General features: G+C 48.9%; 19 protein-coding genes and 1 pseudogene. 4 read left to right on the forward strand and 16 right to left on the reverse strand.

Annotated features, from left to right (window positions below; translation table 11 throughout):
* Nucleotides 1-34: 34 nt before the first annotated feature.
* The 4 genes and pseudogenes from ACQCV8_RS03180 to ACQCV8_RS03195 form a co-directional block, all read right to left on the reverse strand.
* Nucleotides 35-164 (reverse strand): annotated as a pseudogene (locus tag ACQCV8_RS03180) (family 1 glycosylhydrolase); the annotation flags it as partial.
* 49 nt (nucleotides 165-213) lie between these two features.
* The gene (locus ACQCV8_RS03185; RefSeq protein ID WP_426843090.1) at nucleotides 214-786 is read right to left on the reverse strand and encodes a TIGR01440 family protein; all 573 of its coding nucleotides are present in this window, start codon (nucleotides 784-786) and stop codon (nucleotides 214-216) included.
* A gap of 16 nt (nucleotides 787-802) precedes the next feature.
* Nucleotides 803-1,243: a ribose 5-phosphate isomerase B gene (rpiB, locus tag ACQCV8_RS03190; RefSeq protein ID WP_426843091.1), complete on the reverse strand. Its 441-nt coding sequence runs from the start codon at nucleotides 1,241-1,243 to the stop codon at nucleotides 803-805.
* A 20-nt stretch (nucleotides 1,244-1,263) separates the two neighbouring features.
* Nucleotides 1,264-1,719, reverse strand: a complete 456-nt coding sequence (locus tag ACQCV8_RS03195; protein ID WP_426843092.1) for a low molecular weight protein arginine phosphatase — start codon at nucleotides 1,717-1,719, stop codon at nucleotides 1,264-1,266.
* 313 nt (nucleotides 1,720-2,032) lie between these two features.
* Here ACQCV8_RS03195 and ACQCV8_RS03200 point away from each other — a divergent pair, with 313 nt between their 5' ends.
* Nucleotides 2,033-2,242: a hypothetical protein gene (locus ACQCV8_RS03200; RefSeq protein WP_426843093.1), complete on the forward strand. Its 210-nt coding sequence runs from the start codon at nucleotides 2,033-2,035 to the stop codon at nucleotides 2,240-2,242.
* A gap of 110 nt (nucleotides 2,243-2,352) precedes the next feature.
* Here ACQCV8_RS03200 and ACQCV8_RS03205 read toward each other — a convergent pair whose 3' ends face one another.
* The 7 genes from ACQCV8_RS03205 to prfA all read right to left on the reverse strand — a co-directional run bounded on the left by ACQCV8_RS03205 (nucleotide 2,353) and on the right by prfA (nucleotide 8,019).
* Nucleotides 2,353-2,913, reverse strand: a complete 561-nt coding sequence (locus tag ACQCV8_RS03205; RefSeq protein ID WP_426843094.1) for a manganese efflux pump MntP family protein — start codon at nucleotides 2,911-2,913, stop codon at nucleotides 2,353-2,355.
* A gap of 61 nt (nucleotides 2,914-2,974) precedes the next feature.
* Nucleotides 2,975-4,021 (reverse strand): L-threonylcarbamoyladenylate synthase, encoded by a 1,047-nt coding sequence (locus tag ACQCV8_RS03210; protein ID WP_426843095.1) that lies wholly within the window; start codon nucleotides 4,019-4,021, stop codon nucleotides 2,975-2,977.
* 180 nt (nucleotides 4,022-4,201) lie between these two features.
* A complete protein-coding gene (locus ACQCV8_RS03215; protein ID WP_426843096.1) occupies nucleotides 4,202-4,645 on the reverse strand; it encodes a hypothetical protein in 444 nt (147 codons plus the stop codon).
* A gap of 66 nt (nucleotides 4,646-4,711) precedes the next feature.
* A complete protein-coding gene (spoIIR, locus tag ACQCV8_RS03220) occupies nucleotides 4,712-5,368 on the reverse strand; it encodes a stage II sporulation protein R (RefSeq protein ID WP_426843097.1) in 657 nt (218 codons plus the stop codon).
* A gap of 81 nt (nucleotides 5,369-5,449) precedes the next feature.
* Nucleotides 5,450-6,076 (reverse strand): NUDIX hydrolase, encoded by a 627-nt coding sequence (locus ACQCV8_RS03225; protein WP_426843098.1) that lies wholly within the window; start codon nucleotides 6,074-6,076, stop codon nucleotides 5,450-5,452.
* A 24-nt stretch (nucleotides 6,077-6,100) separates the two neighbouring features.
* A complete protein-coding gene (prmC, locus tag ACQCV8_RS03230; protein WP_426843099.1) occupies nucleotides 6,101-6,949 on the reverse strand; it encodes a peptide chain release factor N(5)-glutamine methyltransferase in 849 nt (282 codons plus the stop codon).
* Nucleotides 6,949-8,019: a peptide chain release factor 1 gene (gene prfA / locus ACQCV8_RS03235; protein ID WP_426843365.1), complete on the reverse strand. Its 1,071-nt coding sequence runs from the start codon at nucleotides 8,017-8,019 to the stop codon at nucleotides 6,949-6,951. The genes prmC and prfA overlap by 1 nt, the downstream gene beginning before the upstream one ends.
* 354 nt (nucleotides 8,020-8,373) lie before the next feature.
* Between prfA and ACQCV8_RS03240 the strand changes: the two genes are divergently transcribed.
* From ACQCV8_RS03240 to ACQCV8_RS03250, 3 genes are all read left to right on the forward strand, one after another.
* Nucleotides 8,374-8,709 (forward strand): hypothetical protein, encoded by a 336-nt coding sequence (locus ACQCV8_RS03240; RefSeq protein ID WP_426843100.1) that lies wholly within the window; start codon nucleotides 8,374-8,376, stop codon nucleotides 8,707-8,709.
* Between the two features lie 12 nt (nucleotides 8,710-8,721).
* Entirely contained in the window at nucleotides 8,722-9,105 is a 384-nt protein-coding gene (gene gloA2, locus ACQCV8_RS03245; RefSeq protein ID WP_426843101.1) for an SMU1112c/YaeR family gloxylase I-like metalloprotein, read from the forward strand.
* A 121-nt stretch (nucleotides 9,106-9,226) separates the two neighbouring features.
* A complete protein-coding gene (locus ACQCV8_RS03250) occupies nucleotides 9,227-9,742 on the forward strand; it encodes a MerR family transcriptional regulator (RefSeq protein WP_426843102.1) in 516 nt (171 codons plus the stop codon).
* A 570-nt stretch (nucleotides 9,743-10,312) separates the two neighbouring features.
* On the opposite strand, the gene ACQCV8_RS03255 is transcribed toward ACQCV8_RS03250, so the two are convergent.
* The 5 genes from ACQCV8_RS03255 to glpX form a co-directional block, all read right to left on the reverse strand.
* A complete protein-coding gene (locus ACQCV8_RS03255; protein ID WP_426843103.1) occupies nucleotides 10,313-11,092 on the reverse strand; it encodes an AIM24 family protein in 780 nt (259 codons plus the stop codon).
* 553 nt (nucleotides 11,093-11,645) lie between these two features.
* Nucleotides 11,646-12,263, reverse strand: a complete 618-nt coding sequence (locus tag ACQCV8_RS03260) for a thymidine kinase (protein ID WP_426843104.1) — start codon at nucleotides 12,261-12,263, stop codon at nucleotides 11,646-11,648.
* A gap of 197 nt (nucleotides 12,264-12,460) precedes the next feature.
* The gene (gene rpmE, locus ACQCV8_RS03265) at nucleotides 12,461-12,661 is read right to left on the reverse strand and encodes a 50S ribosomal protein L31 (RefSeq protein WP_426843105.1); all 201 of its coding nucleotides are present in this window, start codon (nucleotides 12,659-12,661) and stop codon (nucleotides 12,461-12,463) included.
* Between the two features lie 179 nt (nucleotides 12,662-12,840).
* Entirely contained in the window at nucleotides 12,841-14,124 is a 1,284-nt protein-coding gene (gene rho / locus ACQCV8_RS03270) for a transcription termination factor Rho (RefSeq protein ID WP_426843106.1), read from the reverse strand.
* Nucleotides 14,125-14,386: 262 nt separating this feature from the next.
* Entirely contained in the window at nucleotides 14,387-15,349 is a 963-nt protein-coding gene (gene glpX / locus ACQCV8_RS03275) for a class II fructose-bisphosphatase (protein WP_426843107.1), read from the reverse strand.
* Nucleotides 15,350-15,402 lie beyond the last annotated feature (53 nt).

The raw sequence follows: 15,402 nt of genomic DNA on the forward strand, positions 1-15,402 counted from the left end.
GCTTCAACATGTTATCCCAAGGCCCCGCCATTCTCTCAATACCTTTTTTATACCACTGAAGAGAATCCTTCTTACAGCGCTTCTTGGACCCGTTGCCCTCACTAACACGGTCCACATAAACCAAACCGTACCGCTTTTATAAAGGAAACAATGTCGATGATACCCCCGAACATTTCATAACGCAAAAAGAACCGCCTCGCAGAGCGGTTCTTCCTATTTGCAGGATTCATTTTCATTTGCCGCTTCATAAACGGCACGGACCCCGCCAATCAGCTTCGGACGCGTTTTAGCCATGGTAACATGGGCGTGTCCGATTTGGCTGAGGGTGCTTCGGACCGGAACGGCGACGTGCTTCAGATGCATGCCGATGAAGGTGTCTCCGATGTCGAGGCCGGCGTCTGCTTTTATATGTTCGACGACAGCTGGATTGGCCATGGATTTAAAGGCATGCGCCGCCATGGCTCCGCCGGCTTTCCTGACCGGGATGACGGTGACGGTCTCGAGGCCGTGCTTTTCGGCTGCCGTTTTTTCTACAACCAGTGCCCGGTTCAGATGTTCACAGCATTGAAAAGCAAGGAAAATTTCGTGTTTTTTGCTAAACCGGGAGAGTTCTTCAAAAATCATGGCTGCGGCATCAAAGGTTCCGGATGTACCGATTTTTTCGCCAATGATTTCACTCGTGCTGCAGCCGATGACGAATAGGCTGTTTTTTTCAAAGGTGATTTGGCTTTCGAGGTCATCCAGGATTGTTTGGAGTTCGGAGCGCCATACTTGGACTTCTTCCATGTTGGTTCACCTCTTGTTAGTTGTTTTCGTATTGCCCGATTTTACCGATGCGGTTCGCGTGCCTTCCGCCTTCAAAATTGGATTGCAGCCATGTTTTGGCGATGTCGCGGGCAAGCCCCGGACCGATGACACGCTCACCCATGGCGAGGACGTTGCTGTCGTTATGCTCGCGTGTGAGCCTTGCACTGTATACGTCATGGACAAGGGCGCAGCGTATACCTTTTACTTTGTTTGCTGCAATGCTCATGCCGATGCCGGTCCCGCAGATCAGGATGCCTCTGTCGGCTTCTCCCGATGCGACTTTTTCGGCAACAGGAACTGCGTAATCAGGGTAGTCAACTGATTGATTGCACTCGCAGCCAAGGTCTTCATAGGAAATGCCCATTTCATCCATAAGGGATTTGATTTCTTCGCGGATTTTCATTCCGCCGTGATCTGATGCGATTGCAACTTTCATTATGCTGCCTCCAGGTTCAGTTAGTTTTCCAGTTTTTCAAGAAGAAGCTTCATCATGTTTTCCAATTCGTCTCTCGTGGCCCGGTACATTTCCTGGGGGCCTCCGTAAGGATCAGTGACATCTCTTTGTTCGGAATCGCTGTGGACAAATTCGGACAGGGTCCAGATTTTATTTTGAGATAGCGGAAACCGCTCAAGCATGAGCTGCTTGTGACTGGCTGTCATGGTGAAAATATGTGTAGCCCAATCGACGCTTTCCTCACTCAGCAGGGTGGAACAATGATTGAAGGCGATCCCTTTTTCTAAAAGGACATCTTTTGTATAACGCGAAGCATCGCTTCCATCCATTGCAAAAACCCCGGCTGATCTCACCTTTATTTCTTCCGACCGCTTCATAAACTGCATAAGCGCTTCGGCCATCGGGCTTCTGCATGTATTGCCTGTGCAAACAAAAAGGACATTCGGCACCGCTTCCACTCCTCTGCTTTCGTCTCGCTATTTATCGCTGCTCCCGATTCTCGGGTGATTAATAATCGTAATTATCTATATTGTACTACTAACTGGACAGAGGACCAAGTCCTCCAAACCGGTTTGGGGTAGATTCAGGGATCTGAATCAAGGATCAGAAAAAACCACTCACCCCAAGCTCATCTTAGACTACTTTAAGAACTCTCTGTAAATGTTTGCACCGCATTGGATTATAATAGAATAAGAAGCTTGTCCATTTCATTTTTTTCTCATACATAAGCGAATTCAACCTGTTTCTTATCATGAAGGAGGAACCCCCACTATGCTTTTAAAAAAATCAGCAGGACCATACATCCTTTTAACGCTGCTATTCATTGCTCTGCTGGCATTGCTGCTGACGGCTATCCAACGTTATTTTCATTCCTCTGAAATCAATCTATTAACAGAAAAAGCAGAGGAGCAAAACCTTGAATATGAGTTGGTTATTCATAACCAATTGACTAACTCCTACAGTTTCACTATTACGGAGTAAGTAAGCTTCCCGGGCTGCTGCAGACACTCACTTATCCAAAAGCCCTAAAACAAGTGAAAGAGCCGCATCCTCTCTAAAGGATACGGCTCTTTCTCCGTTCGGCAAGCCTTCTACAAAGGAAGCAAAAGCTTGACCCCAAAGGCTAAAAGGATGGTTCCTCCCAATATTTCGCTATAATTGCCAAGCCACCCCTGCACCCTTTTGCCGATGATGAGTCCGGACCATGTAAGCACCATGCTGACGATGCCGAACATCAAAATGGCAAGCATCGTCCTTGCGCCGTATATCCCGAGCGTCAAGCCGACAGAGAAGCTGTCCAGGCTTACACTTAGGGCAAATAAGAGCAGGCCGAATCCCACTGGGGTAATGAGGGGAGCTTCTTCTTTTTTAAAGGAGGCGATCACCATTTGAATGCCGAGAAGAATGAGGAGCCCTCCTCCTGCATAGGCAGCAATCGCACCCAGTTTATCGGATAACAGCTTGCCGAGTCCCATGCCGGCGAGCGGCATCGCGATATGAAAAAGACCGATGACCAAGCCGATGAAAAAAATTTGCCGGAGTCTCAGGGAAATCATGCCCATTCCCAAGCCGACAGAGAAGGCATCCATTCCCAGTGCAAAGGCCATCATAAAAAGGGTTAGAATCTCCCCGATTAACGCTTCTAAACTCATGTATTCCCTCCTCGGACATGCCTGTTTCAGCATATGTCTGTCCAATGAGGGTTAGAACGGGTTATTCGATGGTTACCCGGTGTCCGGCGGCTTTCTTCAGCCGATTCATGACCGCCTGTCCGACGCCGTCCTCCGGAAACGCTTCGCTGTAGATGAGATCAAGCTCCCTGTTTTGATTAAAGCGGCGGAGAACACTGTACAGGTTGGCAGCGATGGTTTCAGGGCTTGCCAGGCTGCCGCAGGCAATGATTTCATCTGCATGGAGCACCTGTTTGTTTTCTTCCGTGGTTAATATGCCTACCTTTTTCCCTTCTGCCATTGCCTCATCGGCGAGACTCTGGAGAAAGGACAGCGAGCCTTTTACGATTGTCAGCGGAGCATTCGGAGCATAATGGGTGTATTTCATGCCAGGGGATTTGGGCGCTTGTGTTTGATCCGTCAACGCCTCGTCCATGGCCACTGGTCCGATCACCTCTTCAAGCTGTTCCTTCGTGATGCCGCCGGGTCTTAAAATGACCGGGACTTGTTTCGTACAATCCAGGACAGTAGACTCTACTCCGACCCCTGTAGGCCCTCCATCCACAATTCCGGCAATTCTTCCGTCCAGGTCCTGAGCGACATGCTCCGCTTCTGTCGGGCTTGGTTTGCCTGAAAGATTTGCACTTGGGGCCGCAATCGGCACGCCGGATTGTTCAATCAGTGCGAGGGCAATCGGATGATCCGGCATACGGATTGCTACCGTTGATAAACCGGCTGTTACGCGTGAAGAGAGCATTCCTTCTTTTACAGGCAAAATAACAGTAAGCGCGCCTGGCCAGAACATGCTCATAATTTTCATGGCATAGGCGGGGATTTCCCTTACAAGCTCTACCGCCTGTTTATGATTGGATACATGAACAATAAGAGGGTTATCCCCAGGTCTTCCTTTTGCTTTATATATTTTTTCAACGGCTTCATCCGAACCTGCATTGGCTCCAAGTCCATATACAGTCTCAGTCGGAAAAGCAACGGTTTCATTGTTGGCAAGCAATTCAGCTGCTTGAATAACTTGTGGATAAAGCTTGGATGAGTCCAGGTTTTTATCCACAGTCCAGTGAATCGTATCCATTTTTATCTGACTCCTTATTTACCTTGTCTTTAAGGCTTTCCCAACTAGTCTACCACCGACTGTCCCTAAGTAAAAGCGGGGAACAGCAATAAGCTTTATCCACAAAATGTGGATAAAGCTTCATTTTCAGTGGATAAGTATGTTGATAAAGTAATTTGACCTATATTTTTCATGAATTTTTCAGGTATTCTTAACCATAACGGCTGAGCCCTCTGCTGCAATGGATGTCTGGACATGCTTGGAATTCCGGAGCACTTCGGGAAGTTCTGTCTCCGCAGCCTGCTGAAATCCGATAAGTCTCAGGAATTCGATTGAGCCGGCGCCGCCTGCAATAAGATAATAATGTTTGAGCTTTTTTTTCCGGCCAACCTCATGAATGCTCTTAAAGAGCGATAGAATGTAAGCCTGGTCCAGCTTGTCCGATACAACTAAAGATCGAAGAAGCCCGATTTCGCCAAACACTTCAAGCCCGATGCAGGCGGCTACGTTGTGATCGGCATCTGTCATCATAACGAACTGGTCTATTTTTTCTTCTATTCCCGCAGCATTGGACCCCGCTGCTTCCACAAACTCTATCAAACGGCCGGCATCGGCTGCTTCCGCTAATTTGAGCTGATAAAACATCGTTCCACCCCATTGTCCTTTGTTACTCCCAATGTATGCGGAAAACTCTCAAATATGCGGAAAGGTTTATGAAAACAGCCCGCCCAGCCATTCAGCCAGAAAGAATTTCACTTCAGGCTCTGCATTTTCCCTGCTCTCTGACGTTACTTCGGCGAGCTTCTTCTCTTCCTGCTCTGCTTCTTTTTCCTGGGCTTCTACCGCCTCTCCGGTTGAAAAGTCCAGAAAGCATAGCGGAGGGAAAAGAACACACCACCAGTTCGCGCCTTCTCCATTCCCGAGGGTGATGAGGATCGCCTCATAGTCTCCTGCCGGATAAATGAACTCTCCGTACAGCTTTGTCGGGAAGTGGACGCTGCTGCCGTATTCTACTTGAATGCTTTGGCTGACTCCTTCTTTTTCCATCACTTTTTTGGCGATGCTCTCTACCGTTTCCATCTTAGAGCGGATCAATTCCCTCGCATCTTCAATAGAAGAAAGATCTTTTACCCATTTCGTAATCTCTTTGTTCACTTCATCTCTTATTTTCAATTTTAAAGCCTGATCCTGCGGTCCATCACTGTTTGCGAGGATTCTCAGGCGGATGGCCTCCTCCGGAATAACGACCGGTCCGTTCTGCTCTGCCGCCTCCGCTCTCTGGGCACCTGCCGGCTGCTGCTGCGTATTTAAAAGCGCTCCCGCTGTCATAATCAATAAATAAATGATAGCCAATGTTTGTTTTTTCATTTCTCCTCAACCATCCCTTCTCTAGCAACAGTATGGCCGGGAGAGAAAAAACCTAAACATGGAATTTCTAAAACTATGAATCTATTCTTGTGAGAGTGACCGTATTTCCTTAAAAAGCTTTTTATAGTAGCCCGCTGCATGGGGAACGAACGCAGCTTTGCCGGCCCATTCCTCAAACGCCGTTCTCTTCCCTGAGATGTCTTCCCGAAAACCGGTGACGCGCACCCGGCTTCCGCCTCCGAGAATCATTTCTTCATAGTCAGCCAGGTTCGCTTTGACCACACCCGCCACTTCTTCCTTCTGCAGAGAAAATTCCCGGATAGGAGCTGCAGCCAAGTAAACATAGACATGGGCGAGCTCTTTATCGATGATCTCCCCGCTTCCCCCGGTCCAGGGAATCACTCCGAGAGGATGCAATTCATGGAAACAAACGCTTAAGCCCAATTCTTCCTTCACTTCTCTAATCCCATCCGCCGCTGTCTCGCCGGCAAGCAGATGGCCGGCAGCGGTAATGTCGTAAAGCGAAGGATAGTCCTTTTTCAATGGGCTCCGAAGCTGAAAGTACAGATCGATTCCGTCTTCAGACCGCTCCGCAATCCAGCAGTGGAACGTCTCATGCCAGAACCCCTTCTTATGAACTTCCTGCCTTGACGCCGTGCCAATCGGACGGCCCTTGACGTCAAAAATTCTCAGAAGCTCCTGATCCATCTTCTTTCTCCTCCCCCGGCCCCTCTATATTTCCGCAAATACCATCCGATCTTTGCCATTGATGTCCCAAACGACTTCAACTTTTGCTTCCGGAAAGGCTTTTCGCAGCAGATCCGCCACTGCTTCCCCCTGGCCTGCACCAATTTCAAAAGCAGCCAGTCCCGGCTTGCTCATAAGGGCCGGCATGCCGGCGCAGAGCCTCCGGTAGAAATCAAGCCCATCTTTTCCCCCTGCGAGCGCCCTTACCGGTTCATGATCCTTCACCACTTCTGACAGCTTTACAATGTCTTCGTCCGGTATGTAAGGAGGGTTGGAAACGATAAGATCAAACGTCTGGCCAAAAAGCGGCTCAAGCAGATCGCCATGAAGGAACTGGACATCTGCTCCGTTTGCAGCGGCATTCCTGGCCGCCACTTCCAGTGATTGCTCAGCGATATCTGTTCCGGTCACGGTCAAATTTTTCAATTCCAGGGCGAGCGTGATGGCAATGGCCCCTGACCCGGTTCCGATATCTGCCGCAGCCAGCGGCTTATCTTCCGGCAGATGGGATTGAACTCTTTTTTTTAAGCCCTCAATCAATTCCTCTGTTTCGGGTCTTGGAATCAGTACTTCCTTATTTACTTCGAACTTTCGTCCGTAAAATTCTTCATATCCGGTTAAGTGCTGAACCGGAACACCTTCTGAATGCTTTTTCACATCCGATTGAAAGGCTTCCAGTATATCTCCGCTGACTTCCATGCGAAAATTAGCCAGCAGCGAGGACCTGTTCATCTGAAGGTGGTGCCTTAACAGCCATTCCCCCGCATTTTCATCCCTGCCCGCATCCGTTAAAAAAAGAGAAGCCCATTTAAGGGCTTCAAATACAGTTGTCATCAAATATCCGCCTGTTCCAGCCTGCTGGACTGATCCTCAACGATGAGAGCTTCGATGACTTCATCAAGCTTTCCTTCAAGGATTTGGTCAAGCTTTTGAATGGTCAGACCGATGCGGTGGTCTGTGACACGGTTTTGAGGAAAATTATAGGTGCGGATCCGTTCAGAACGGTCCCCGGAGCCTACGGCAAGCTTTCGGTTTTGATCGTACTCAGCCTGGGCTTCACGCTGGAATTTATCATAGACGCGGGCACGCAGTACCTTCATCGCCTTTTCTTTGTTTTTAATCTGGGATTTTTCATCCTGGCAGCTTACAACGGTCATCGTCGGAAGGTGAGTCAAACGAACCGCTGACATGGTTGTATTGACACTTTGCCCTCCTGGTCCGCTTGAAGCAAACGTGTCGACACGAATATCCTTTTCATGGATCTCCACTTCGACTTCCTCTGCTTCAGGCAGGCACGCAACCGTAGCGGTTGATGTATGGATCCGCCCGCCGGATTCTGTTTCAGGCACCCGCTGTACACGGTGTGCACCGTTTTCAAACTTCATTTTGGAATAAGCGCCCTTACCGGTGAGCATAAAGATAATTTCTTTATAGCCGCCTACCCCTGTTGAGTTCGCTTCCATTACTTCCGTTTTCCAGCCCTGAGCCTCCGCAAAACGGCTGTACATCCGGTATAAGTCTCCTGCGAACAGAGCCGCTTCATCCCCGCCGGCTGCACCCCGAATCTCCATGATTACGTTCTTATCATCATTCGGATCCTTCGGAACGAGCAGGAGCTTCAATTTGTCATTGAGCGCCGTTTCCTGTTCCTGAAGCTCGGACAGCTCTTCTTTAACCATTTCGCGCATATCTGCATCAAGCTTTTCATCAAGCATCGCTTTCGCATCCGCTATTTGCTCTCTTACCGCTTTGTATTCTCTGTATGCTTCCACTGTATCAGACAGATCAGACTGTTCTTTTGAATATTCTCTCAGCTTTTTGGTGTCACTGATAATATCAGGATCCATCAGGAGCTGATTTAATTTTTCATAACGTTCTTCAACCGCTTGCAAACGATCTAACACGTTCTTCACCTCTGGAGTTTCCTAGCTAATACATTCAGCCGGTCTAATTTTAACCCCCGCACTGGATGAACCGTAAAACCGCCTCTTTATAGCGTGGCGATGCGTTCAGCTGCAGGGAGACGAAATGAACCCCCATAGCTGGAAGTCTCATTTTATCCATAACATTCTAATTATAGTACAGGAAGGGCAAACAATCAAAAGCAATTTCATATGGTAAAGTATAGAGAGAAAACAAGGGAACGCGGCTGATGACAGGATTGCTGCAGCCATTTTACTCATCGCTGCTCATTTCATCACCGCTTTTATAACGGCGGTTCTTATTGCCGGAAAAATGATCATAAAGGGGAGCTGGACATGTCATTTAAAAGTCTTTACATTTATCTTGTGCTGTTCGCGACACTGATGATGTCAATTGGAGGCTCAGTCGGGGTCTTTATGTCCGCAGCAGACTATGTTTCCCCTCCCTCCTATTACCAAAGCTTCAGCGACTTTAAAACCATGAAGCAGGAAGATCCGCAAAACACGCGATCCGAGGCGGAAATCCGCAAGCAATACGAAGAAGCTGAAGAGAACGAAAAACAGCGGGCCCGGAGCCATGCGTTAAACGGCATCATAAAAAGTCTTGGATGGATTGTCATTCCATATCCAGTCTTTCTATATTTCCAGCGCCAAGTCCGCAAAAAAGAATAAAAGGAGATTCGTATGCTGACCAATATCCATCATATCGCCATTATTTGCTCTAACTATGAACGTTCCAAAGCTTTTTATATTGATATTCTCGGCTGCCGGGTCATCCAGGAAACCTTCCGGGAAGAGAGAAATTCTTACAAACTCGATCTCAGCGTAGGCAGCAGCGGGCAAATTGAACTGTTCTCTTTTCCAGATCCGCCTCCCCGCCCGACTCAGCCTGAAGCACAGGGCTTGAGGCACCTCGCCTTCTCCACAGACAACCTGGACGAAGCAGTAAGAAAACTTGCCGGGTACGGGGTTGAATGTGAACCGGTCCGGATGGATGAGCTCACCGGAAAACGATTCACCTTCTTCAAAGATCCGGATGACTTGCCACTCGAGCTTTACGAAAGCTAATTCGACAATCATTCCCGCATTCCCACTACCTTTGCCGAACAGGTTCTTCTTTTGTCTACCGGAAAGGAGAAAGGGGAAAAGAAGCGAATTCCTTCTTATCAATAGATAGGGGGAATGTCTGATGAACACTGCCGCCGTTGCTAAAGAGCTTGGGGTTTCTACGAAAACTGTACAGCGCTGGGTAAAACAGCTGGAGCTGCCAATGGAGCGCAACGAGCTTGGACACTATCATTTCCGGGAAGAGGATCTAAATACATTGAAAGGCGTAAAGGAACAGCTTCACAGCGGTGTCCTCCTTCAGGATATTAAAGCAGAAACCGCACCGCACGCTGCCCCTCCCGAAGCCGAAGCAGTCCCCGTTTCAAACAGTGCCGGCCCCCGGGCTGCCGAGCTTGAAGACCGCCTGAACCTGATGGAGCAAAAATTAAACCATAAAGCAGATGCCGTCGTTTCCTACCAGCTTCTCCAGCACCGCAGAGAGATGGAGGAACTGAATAAAAAGATCCATAAACTCGAGCAAACGATTGATATCCTCTTTGCCCAGCTTCCCGAAGCCAATCTGGAGCCCGTCCTCATGTTCGAAAATCAAAAGCTGAATAAACGCAAAGGGCTGCTGAAGTCGATCTTTAGTTTGTAGGGTTGGGGTTTGGCGGGGATTTTGGTGTTTGACGGATGGAGTTTGGTGTTGGTGCCTGAGCTTTAGTATAGCAGGGGGAAAGCGGGGACTGGCCAAGGTGCCAGTCCCCTGCTGCTTCACCGCAGTGAGGGACAGAGACCCGCGTCTCAAACCCGCTGCGGGGCAAGCGATTGGCGAGACGGTGCCGGAGCTTTAGTGCTTTAGCAGAGTTGGGGTCAGGCACAGGGCCTGACCCGACATGCTTCACCGCAAGCGGGGACAGAGACCTGCGTCTCAAACCCACTGCGGGGCAAGCGATTGGCGAGACGGTGCCGGAGCTTTAGTGCTTTAGCGGAGTTGGGGTCAGGCGCCTTTCCCCGCTATTATTCCAGCAGCGGTCCTCTTGAGGTGGTTGGCGAGAGCCATACCTGGCCTGTGCCGCGATATGGCACAGGGCCTGACCCCACATGCTTCACCGCAAGCGGGGACAGAGACCCGCGTCTCAAACCCACTGCGGGGCAAGCGATTGGCGAGACGGTGCCGGAGCTTTAGTGCTTTAGCGAAGTTGGGGTCAGGCGCCTTTCCCCGCTATTATCCCAGCAGCGGTCCTCTTGAGGTGGTTGGCGAAAGCCATACCTGGCCGGTGCCGCGGAAGGTCTGCAAGTATCCTTCCCCGCTTGTGGCTGAACCGATGATGCCTTTGGCGGAGCGTTCCACGGTAAATTGGATGCCGCCCGTTCTTAAGATGGCAAAGTTCCCGTCTACTTTAAGGGTGTCGTTATTCAAGTCCACTTTTACGACAGCGTTTGCTGGCACCGGGCTGCTTAATACAATAATTCCTGAGCCGGTCAGCTTCGTCTGAAATAGGCCTTCTCCTCCTCTTGCTGCCGATGAGAGGTTCTTCATGGACTCAATGCCCACCTCCACCGTCGATTCACAGCAATAGAACATGCCTCTGTCGACGATGATGGAATCGCTGTCGATTTCAAGCATCAGAAAATGGCCGAAGCTCGGTTCGAGGAAAATGTCACCTGAGCCCTTGTATTTTGGTTTAACCCCTGATTCGTTTGTCAGGACATTGCTTGCGAATTTTTTCATCATGCCTTTTGCCCCGCCAAGAGAGTTGTCCATTTCGATGCTGCCGAGCATGTAGTGGAGGGCGCCGGCTTCTGTCGTAATGCTGCCGTTTCTCAGTTCGATGGCGATCTGGCGAAGCCCCATGCCAAGCTTCTTCGCGTAGTACATATCTGTGGGAGAGGTCAGATAGGTGCTTCCATTCAGGTCATTAAACTCCACAATCTTAAATGTGGCATTCTGTGTTTCCAGCTGCTCAATTACACTGTAGACTTCCTGGTTATTTTGGACAATCACGGCTTCTCCTCCTATGTAAGTGTTTCAATTTAATCGTACCACATTTTGGATAAAGCTGTATAAATGACCTTGGCGGCTTAACAGGCATGAAAAGGGGTTTCTTCAGTTGTGAAGGCGGTATTACCTCCGTCCCCCGTTTCGGTAAAGGATCGGGGGACGGAGACAGGAACTGTTTACCCTTACTCCCACAACGCTTTTGAGCCCAGGGGGACAGAGCATGTTCAGTTGACATAATTGGGGACGGAGGCTGCCTCCGTCCCCTTTTTTCCGCCCGAATGGGGACGGAGAAGAGGCCGGCTAAACCTTTGCGCAGTAAGGGGTTAAGAGAGCGGGGCCGGAGGTTTAACGCTTTAGCAGAGCGGGGGTCGGAGGCCATTGCATCCGCTGTACGCCCTAGCATATCTTTAGAGGTTTTATCGCTTTAGCATAGCGGGGGTCGGAGGCAACACGGGGGAGTACGCATTCAAAAACTAAACTAAATCCTTACCAGAGCGCAAAAAAAATGCACAGATCATGATCTGTGCATTTTTTGCTTTGGTAAGGAAGGCTTCGCTTAATTATGCGAAGCTTCACTTTCTTCTTTTTTAAAAGCCGGCTTGCCCGGCACCTCGTGATGGTGGCGACAGCGCGGTTCGTAGGATTCGCTTGCTCCGACAAGAATGATGGGGTCCTGGTAGGCGGCTGGTTTGCCGTCAATGAGACGCTGTGTCCGGCTCGCGGGCGATCCGCAGACGGAACAGACGGCCTGGAGCTTCGTAACGGTCTCCGCAACGGCCATCAGGTCCGGCATGATGCCGAATGGCTCTCCGCGGAAATCCTGATCAAGTCCTGCTGCGATTACACGGTGGCCCCTGTCTGCAAGGGTTGTTACGACTTCCATTATGCCGGCGTCAAAAAACTGAATCTCATCAATGGCCACCACGTCCGTGTCTTCGTCGACCATGTTCAGAACGTCAGCTGAAGAAGGGACAGGGGAACAAATAATGGTGGTTCCATTATGGGATACGACTTCTTTCTCACTGTATCGGTTATCAATCGATGGCTTAAAAACGAGAACGTTTTGTTTCGCATATTGTGCGCGCCGCACTCTGCGGATCAGTTCTTCTGATTTTCCCGAAAACATGCTTCCGCATATGATTTCGAGCCAGCCGCTGAATTTCATCACATACATGCAAACGGCCTCTCCCTTCATTTGGCTGCTAGGCTGCCAAAACGCGGCACAGCCTTTTTCTCCGGTGCTTTTCCTTTGTTATTCTAAGCTGCAAGACCGTTTTACATGCCAATAGTCCCTATGTAAAACGTCTTTTTTCGTGAAAAAAACAGGCAAGTGTGAAGACTTGCCTGTTTTTGTTTCGATCTATTCCAAAATTACTTGATTCCGTATTTTTTATTGAAACGGTCAACACGTCCGCCGGCTTCAGCGAATTTTTGACGTCCAGTGTAGAATGGATGGCACTCGGAGCAAGTCTCGATGCGTACATCTTCTTTGACAGAACCTGTTTCAAATTCGTTACCGCAAGAACATTTAACCATAACTTTTTTGTAGTTAGGATGGATTCCAGCTTTCATTCTTTTCATCTCCTTCTGCCCTGCATTCTTACCGAATCCAGAGTTATCTTGTTCATAAGATGGAATTCATTTGAGTGAAATCATCTATCTGAACGGCATATGAAAAAATTATAACAGGGGTTCCTCATGATTGCAAGAAACAAAATTGGAATCATAAAGGAAATCCCCGCTGATTTTTTCTAAGACCTTCTTGAGCCTGCTGTGCCCGGCTTCATTTCTGCTGTCAGCATTTCAAAAAACTCTTCATTGCCTTTTGACTGCTTTAGTTTGCGAAGGAATTTTTCGACAAAATCCGGCGAGTCTGTCATTGACTTGCGGATCGCCCATAGTTTTTCGAGATGGTCCTTCTGAACAAGTAGCTCTTCTTTCCTTGTTCCGGAACGGCGGATATCAATCGCAGGGAAGATTCGCTTTTCCGCAAGGGAGCGGTCAAGGTGAAGCTCCATATTTCCTGTTCCTTTGAATTCCTCGTAAATGACATCATCCATGCGGGAGCCCGTATCGACCAGGGCAGTTGCAAGAATTGTTAAGCTTCCGCCCTCTTCAATGTTCCGTGCAGCCCCGAAGAAGCGTTTCGGACGATGGAATGCAGCCGGATCAATCCCTCCGGAAAGTGTACGTCCGCTTGGAGGGATGACAAGGTTATAAGCACGTGCCAGACGTGTAATGCTGTCCATCAGAATGATGACATCCTTTTTGTGCTCAACAAGCCTCATGGCACGGTCGAGGACGAGTTCCGCTACCTTGATGTGGTTTTCCGGAACCTCATCAAAGGTCGAGCTGACGACATCGCCTGCAACAGAACGTTCGATATCGGTTACTTCCTCTGGACGCTCATCAATAAGGAGAACAATCAGTTCTGCTTCCGGGTTATTCGTTGTAATGCTGTTGGCAATCTCTTTAAGGAGCATCGTTTTTCCTGCTTTCGGAGGGGCAACGATGAGACCGCGCTGGCCGAAGCCCACTGGTGCAATTAAGTCCATAATCCTTGTGGACAGCATGTGCGGCTCGGTCTCGAGAATGATCTGACGGTCAGGATACAGAGGGGTAAGTGCAGGGAAATGCACCCGTTCCTTCGCTGATTCCGGGTCGTCGCCATTTACGGCATCGACATGAAGAAGACCGTAATAGCGCTCGTTTTCCTTTGGAGGACGAACCTTGCCGGAAACTTTATCGCCATTTCTCAAATCAAAGCGTCTGATTTGGGAAGCGGAAATATAAATATCCTCTGAGCTTGGAGAATAGTTAATCGGTCTAAGGAAGCCAAAGCCCTCAGACTGAATGATTTCAAGAACGCCTTCCATGAATAGAAGGTCTTCTTGTTCTGCATCTGCTTTTAAAATCGCAAAGATGAGTTCTTTTTTTGTCAGCTTGCTGTAGTAAGAAATTTTGAAATGACGAGCATGCTCGTACAATTCTTTCAGCTTCATATTTTCTAATGAAGAGATGGAAACCTTACTCATGTAAACACCACACTTTTACCATATAAAATAGACATACCGGTTTCTTTCCGCCCTATATGTACGATGGACATTGAAAATTGGATTTCAGGATAGAGAAGGAAAAGAAGGAAAAGCTTTGAAGTAGTTGAAGCAGTGTAATTGTGATTGCAGCACTCTTTAGTTTTACCTTATTTCATCCGATTAATCAATACGTTTTCATAGACGTAAAACATTTGAAATAAAAGAGCGGCCGGAGCATGAGCTGCTCCGGCTGCTTTTGTTCTTACCTGATTACAAGATTTGGCTTCTTTTTCAGGCTGTGCTGACCGTCAACAAAACGGACTGTGCCTGATTTAGCCCTCATAACAACGGATTGAGTCGTTCCGCTTGCTGCTTTGAACTGAACGCCTTTCAGCAGTTCTCCGTCCGTAACGCCGGTCGCAGCAAAAATGGCGTCATCCCCTTTTACCAGGTCTTCCATTAAAAGGACTTTGCTTACATCAAGACCCATTTTCAGACAGCGGTTCAATTCCTGGTCATTTTGCGGAAGCAGCTTGCCCTGAATTTCTCCGCCCAGGCATTTTAGCGCTGCGGCTGCAAGCACTCCTTCAGGGGCTCCCCCGGAACCGAAAAGAATGTCTACACCTGTATGGTCAAAGGCTGTATTGATCGCACCCGCTACATCCCCGTCATTGATCAGCTTAATGCGGACGCCAGCCTCGCGCAGTTCATTGATGATGCCCTGATGGCGCTCACGGCTCAAAATCGTAGCTACAACGTCTTCAATCTCTTTGTTTTTTGCCTTCGCTACCGCGCGGAGGTTGTCGATGATCGGTGCATTGATATCAATGCATCCTACCGCGTCAGGCCCTACTGCAATCTTGTCCATATACATGTCCGGTGCATTGAGCATATTGCCGTGGTCCGCTACCGCGATTACAGCCAGAGCATTCCAGCCTCCCTGAGCGAGAATGTTCGTCCCTTCGAGCGGGTCAACCGCAACGTCTACTCTTGGACCGTACCCGTTTCCAAGCTTTTCGCCAATGTAAAGCATCGGGGCCTCATCCATTTCCCCTTCCCCGATGACAACCGTGCCTTTCATTGGAATTGTGTCAAAGACATCCCTCATGGCAGATGTGGCAGCATCGTCTGCCTCATCTTTTTTCCCGCGGCCCATCCAGCGGGCAGATGCTAGTGCTGCAGCTTCCGTTACGCGTACTAGTTCCATCGACAAACTTCTTTCCATCTTTGGTTCCTCCCCTTTGCTGTACCTTTACTATGTATGACCCGCTTTTCATA

Origin of the sequence: Metabacillus sp. 84, assembly GCF_050107715.1 — a bacterium.
Classification (GTDB): domain Bacteria; phylum Bacillota; class Bacilli; order Bacillales; family Bacillaceae; genus Metabacillus_B.

What these genes read in the sequence shown, in the direction of transcription:
- spoIIR (WP_426843097.1), bottom strand. Translation starts at nt 5,368, where the DNA reads ATGAAAAAACAAACATTGGCTATCATTTATTTATTGATTATGACAGCG.
- ACQCV8_RS03185 (WP_426843090.1), bottom strand. Translation starts at nt 786, where the DNA reads ATGGAAGAAGTCCAAGTATGGCGCTCCGAACTCCAAACAATCCTGGAT.
- ACQCV8_RS03210 (WP_426843095.1), bottom strand. Translation starts at nt 4,021, where the DNA reads ATGGATACGATTCACTGGACTGTGGATAAAAACCTGGACTCATCCAAG.
- ACQCV8_RS03240 (WP_426843100.1), top strand. Translation starts at nt 8,374, where the DNA reads ATGTCATTTAAAAGTCTTTACATTTATCTTGTGCTGTTCGCGACACTG.
- ACQCV8_RS03225 (WP_426843098.1), bottom strand. Translation starts at nt 6,076, where the DNA reads ATGGATCAGGAGCTTCTGAGAATTTTTGACGTCAAGGGCCGTCCGATT.
- ACQCV8_RS03200 (WP_426843093.1), top strand. Translation starts at nt 2,033, where the DNA reads ATGCTTTTAAAAAAATCAGCAGGACCATACATCCTTTTAACGCTGCTA.
- gloA2 (WP_426843101.1), top strand. Translation starts at nt 8,722, where the DNA reads ATGCTGACCAATATCCATCATATCGCCATTATTTGCTCTAACTATGAA.
- glpX (WP_426843107.1), bottom strand. Translation starts at nt 15,349, where the DNA reads ATGGAAAGAAGTTTGTCGATGGAACTAGTACGCGTAACGGAAGCTGCA.
- rho (WP_426843106.1), bottom strand. Translation starts at nt 14,124, where the DNA reads ATGAGTAAGGTTTCCATCTCTTCATTAGAAAATATGAAGCTGAAAGAA.
- rpiB (WP_426843091.1), bottom strand. Translation starts at nt 1,243, where the DNA reads ATGAAAGTTGCAATCGCATCAGATCACGGCGGAATGAAAATCCGCGAA.
- ACQCV8_RS03250 (WP_426843102.1), top strand. Translation starts at nt 9,227, where the DNA reads ATGAACACTGCCGCCGTTGCTAAAGAGCTTGGGGTTTCTACGAAAACT.
- ACQCV8_RS03260 (WP_426843104.1), bottom strand. Translation starts at nt 12,263, where the DNA reads ATGTATGTGATGAAATTCAGCGGCTGGCTCGAAATCATATGCGGAAGC.
- prmC (WP_426843099.1), bottom strand. Translation starts at nt 6,949, where the DNA reads ATGACAACTGTATTTGAAGCCCTTAAATGGGCTTCTCTTTTTTTAACG.
- ACQCV8_RS03215 (WP_426843096.1), bottom strand. Translation starts at nt 4,645, where the DNA reads ATGTTTTATCAGCTCAAATTAGCGGAAGCAGCCGATGCCGGCCGTTTG.
- ACQCV8_RS03205 (WP_426843094.1), bottom strand. Translation starts at nt 2,913, where the DNA reads ATGAGTTTAGAAGCGTTAATCGGGGAGATTCTAACCCTTTTTATGATG.
- rpmE (WP_426843105.1), bottom strand. Translation starts at nt 12,661, where the DNA reads ATGAAAGCTGGAATCCATCCTAACTACAAAAAAGTTATGGTTAAATGT.